Source organism: Microbacterium sp. Kw_RZR3, from assembly GCF_029222405.1.
In the GTDB taxonomy this organism is placed as follows: domain Bacteria; phylum Actinomycetota; class Actinomycetes; order Actinomycetales; family Microbacteriaceae; genus Microbacterium.
In genome coordinates this window covers 1-4,363 of the sequence record NZ_JARHXC010000040.1, presented here as the reverse complement: position 1 = coordinate 4,363, position 4,363 = coordinate 1, and the positions used below count along the sequence as shown (strand labels likewise).

Here is a 4,363-nt window from a genome sequence, read left to right as displayed (position 1 = left end):
CTTGCGCAGTCCCTTGCCGGCCATCAGCGGTGCGTCGAATCGCGGGGCACGGTGCAGGAGCTCGTGGTGCGTCGCCTCGACGAGCGCGCGGGTCTGCGGATCGCGCGGGGCGGAGAGCACCCGGGCAGTCTCGCCGGTCTCGACCACGCGACCGTCATGCAGGACGATCACGCGATCGGCCACGCGGCGGACGGCCGCGAGGTCGTGACTGATGAACACCACCGCGACACCGGCGTCGGCAATACGCCGCAACTGGTCGAGCACGCGCGCCTGGACCGTGGCATCCAGGGCCGTCGTCGGTTCGTCGGCGATGAGGATCGCGGGGTCGGCGGCGAGAGCCGAGGCGAGGAGCGCGCGCTGGCGAAGTCCGCCCGAAAGCTCGTGGGGATACTGACGTGCGCGCCGGTCGGGCTCGGGCAGCGCCACGCGCTCCAGCACCCCGCGGACGCGCGTGCGGAGCGCCTCCCCGCGGACGGCGGGTTCATGGATGCGCAGGGGCTCGGCCACCTCGGCGCCGATGCGCCGCAGCGGGTCGAGCGAGACGAGGGCGTCCTGCGAGACGAGGGCGATCCGGCGCCCGCGGAGCCTGCGCCACCGCCGTTCGTCGAGGCCGCGTGCGTCGACACCATCGACCTCGAGGGCGGCGGCGCTCCACGACAGGGTCCGCGGCAGCAGACCGAGCAGCGCCGCGGCGGTCAGCGACTTGCCGGTGCCGGATTCGCCGACGATCGCCAGGCACTCCCCCGGCACCACGTCGAGGTCGAGCCCACGGACGAGCGGCGTTCGCCCCGCGGCGATCCGGAGGTCACGCACCCTCAGCCCACTCATGCGCCCCGCTCCTCGGCCCCGGCCCGCAGGATGCGCCCGATCACGCTGACGCTGATGACGGTCGTGGTGATCGCCAGCCCGGGGAACACGGCGACCCAGGGCGCCTGCAGCAGCAGGTTGCGTCCGGCCGAGAGCATCAACCCCCATTCCGGCGTGGGTTCGGTCGGCCCCAGCCCGAGGAAGCTCAGCCCCGCCGCGGCGAGGATGCTCGTGCCGATGCCGATCGTGGCCAGCACGCTCACGGCGCCCAGGACGCCAGGCAGCACGTGGCGGATGTGCACGACGACGGCGGAGACGCCGACGATCCGTGCGGCCTCGACGTGCTCGGCGGCCGCGAGCGTGCGCGTCTGCGCGCGCGCGAGGCGGATGTAGACCGGAATGGCGGCGATCGTCACGGCCACCGCGACGTTGACCGGGCCCGGCCCCAGGACCGCGACGACGAGGAGCGCGACGAGGAACTCGGGGAACGCGAGCAGCACATCGACGACGCGCATGGCGGCGGCATCCACGATGCGTGGCGAGACCGCCGCGAGAGACCCGGCCACGATCCCGACGGCGAAGGCGAGGGTGGTGGCGAGAAGCCCTGTCCCCACGGAGCGCCCCGCACCGTGGACGACACGCGAGTACACATCTCGCCCGCTCTGATCTGTGCCGAACCAGTGCGTCGCGCTCGGCGGCTGCAGAGCTGCACGGACGTCGGTGACCAACGGGTCGTGCGTCGCGAGCAGGCCGGGGGCGACAGCCGCGAACGCGATGACAGCGAGCACCCCGCCGGCGAGGCCGAGCGCGAGGGTCCGCCCGCCGGAACGCGTGCGCTTCCGCGCATCCACCATCGTCATGCCGGTACCCCCGCCCGCACCCGGATCGCCGTGGACGCGCCCCGGAGCCGCGGGTCGAGCAGTGGCACGACGAGATCGACGACCGTGTTCACGATCACGAAGACGAGCGCGCTCAGCAGGATCACGCCCGTGATGACGGGCAGGTCGCGGTCGGTGATCGCCGTGAGCGTCACACGCCCGATGCCCGGTCGGGCGAAGACCGTCTCGACGAGGACGGCGCCCCCGAGGAGCGAGCCGACGAGGTACGCCGCGAGCGTCACGGCGCCCACGCTCGCGTGACGCAGGGTGTGGTGCACGCTCTCGCGAAGGGGGGAGGCTCCACGTGCTCGCACGGTGACGAGGAACGGTTCGCGTTCCGCCGCCTGCACCCCGTCGCGCAGAACCTGCGCGAGCAGAGCCGCGACCGGCAGGGCCAGCGTCACGGCCGGCAGGACGATCGCCGACGGGTCGCGCGCCCCCGACACCGGGAACCAGCCGAGCTGGAACGAGAACACGCTCAGCAGCACGAGCCCCGTCCAGAACACCGGCGACGACAGCACGACGAGTTCGATCCCGGACGCCACGACCCGGCCCGTCCGTCCGCGGACGAGAAGAGCGGATGCCAGGGCCAGGACGAGCGCGATCCCCAACGCGAGGGCCGAGAGCTGCAGCGTGGGGCCGAGCTGACGACCGATCACCTCGCTCACGGGGAGGCGCAGCTGATACGACTCGCCCAGGTCACCGCGCGCGAGTCGACCGAGGAACGCGCCGTACTGCTCGAGCACCGGACGGTCGAGTCCGAGCTCCGCACGGATCCCGTCCTTGACCGCGTCGCTGACCTGCGCCTGGGGACCGAGCATGACCTCGACCGGATCGCCGGGGATGATCCGGAACGCGACGAAGGCGACGGTGGCCGCCCCCCACAGCACCAGGACGACGGATGCCACGATCCCGCCGATGCGCGAGAGGATCGCGCGCGAGCGAGGGCGTGGCATCCGTGGTCCGTGGTGTGCGCGCGCTCAGCCGACCGAGGCGGTCGCGAACAGCGGACGACCGTAGAGGTCGAAGGTCAGGCCCGACACCTTCGGGGTGACGGCGCTGATCAGGGCGGGGCTGTACAGCGGGACGATCGCGGCGTGCTGCGCGTTCCACTGCTGCACCTGCGCGTAGATGGCGTTCCGCGCGGCCTGATCGGTCGTCGAGGCGCCCTCCTCGAGCAGGGCGTCGAGCGCGGGATCGCTGACCTGCGAGGCGTTCTGGAAACCGTCGGTGGCGAGGTGGCTCCGCAGCAGATCGGGGTCGACGCCCGAGAAGCCCCAATCGGTCAGGTCGAACGTCTTCGGACCGTACTGCTCGTTGTACGCGCCGGGTTCCAGCACCTCGCGCTGCAGGTCGAAACCGACCGCCTTGAGGTCGCTCTGGATCGCGTTCGCGAGCGCCGCGCGGTCGTCCGGGACCGGAGTCCACGCGATCCACCGGGCGGTGAGACGCTGACCGTCCTTCGTGCGGATGCCGTCGGCATCCCGTCCCGTCCATCCGGAGGCGTCCAGAAGCGCGTTCGCCTCGGCGGGGTCGAAGGGCCAGGAGTTCTCGAGGCTCGCGTCGTAACCGGGCGTCGTGGCGCCGAGGATGCTCCAGGCGCGCGGGTACTGCCCGAAGAAGATCTCCTGCACGGCCGTGTCGACGTCGATCGCGCGGCTGAAGGCCTGGCGCACGTTCTGGTCGGCGAACACGCCGTACTTCTCGTTCAGGTACAGCGAGTACGGCAGGCCCGGGTAGGCGATCGACTCGACGGTGTCATCGCCCGGAACCTGCGACACGAGGTTCGGCGGGAGGTTCGTGACGACGTCGGCCTGGCCGCTCGACAGCGCGCCGAGGCGCACCGAGGCCTCGGGGAGGATGTCGACGCGGAGCGTCTTGAACGCCGGCTTTCCGCCGCCGTCGGGGCCCCACGTGTAGTCGTCGTTGCGGGTGTACACGATGTCCTGATCGGGCGTGTACTCGGTCAGCTCGAAGGGACCGGTGCCGACGTTCACCCCGGGACCGCCTGCCTTGAGCTGGTCTGCCTTCGCCGAGAGCACGGCGGGCGAGTAGAAGCCGAGGAGAGCCGTGCTCGCGGCCTGGAGGAACGGAGCGTACGGCTGCGAGAAGCGCACGCGGACGGTGTGCTCGTCGACGACATCGGTGCCCGCGTACAGGTCGCCACCCAGCATCGAGGCAGCCTGGGCCGACGCGGTCGCGGGGCCGACAATGCGGTCGAAGTTCGCCTTCACCGCGGCGGCGTCGAAGGGGGTGCCGTCGTGGAAGGTGACGTCATCGCGGAGGTGGAAGACGTATGTCGCACCGCCGTCCTCGACCTCCCACGAGGTCGCGAGCCACGGCGAGAACGACCCGTCGGCCTCCTGGAACACGAGCGAGTCGAGGACCGCACGCTGGACCATCGCCGACACGTCGAGCTGGCTGGTCTGCGGGTCCATGTGACCGGCCGAGAGGTTGGCTCCCTCGATCGCCCAGACGAGCTCACCGTCCCCCTCTGCCGCGGGGTCGGAACCGGCGCACGAAGAGAGGGTCAGAGCGGCGACCGCGGCGACGGCCACCGTCGAGAGCACGCGGCGGGCGAGCCGCCCGCGGGAAGGCACAGAAGGCATGGAGCAACCTCGGAGTTTTCGATGGGGAACCTTCAGACTACCGGTGTTCCTGGACCCGGTGCGGAAACT

Annotated in this window: 4 protein-coding genes; all 4 read right to left on the bottom strand. The window is 71.6% G+C overall.

Features of this window, described 5'->3' with window-relative positions:
• The coding region (locus tag P2P98_RS01590) for an ABC transporter ATP-binding protein (protein ID WP_275796534.1) at positions 1–828 on the bottom strand (828 nt) is incomplete at its 3' end.
• Entirely contained in the window at positions 825–1,667 is an 843-nt protein-coding gene (locus tag P2P98_RS01585) for an ABC transporter permease (RefSeq protein ID WP_275796532.1), read from the bottom strand. The genes P2P98_RS01585 and P2P98_RS01590, both read right to left, overlap by 4 nt.
• The gene (locus tag P2P98_RS01580) at positions 1,664–2,641 is read right to left on the bottom strand and encodes an ABC transporter permease (RefSeq protein ID WP_275796530.1); all 978 of its coding nucleotides are present in this window, start codon (positions 2,639–2,641) and stop codon (positions 1,664–1,666) included. The genes P2P98_RS01585 and P2P98_RS01580 overlap by 4 nt, the downstream gene beginning before the upstream one ends.
• Positions 2,642–2,665: 24 nt before the next feature.
• Positions 2,666–4,294 carry an ABC transporter substrate-binding protein gene (locus P2P98_RS01575; protein WP_275796528.1) on the bottom strand — a complete coding sequence of 543 codons (1,629 nt, stop codon included), beginning with the start codon at positions 4,292–4,294 and terminating at the stop codon, positions 2,666–2,668.
• Positions 4,295–4,363: the final 69 nt, after the last annotated feature.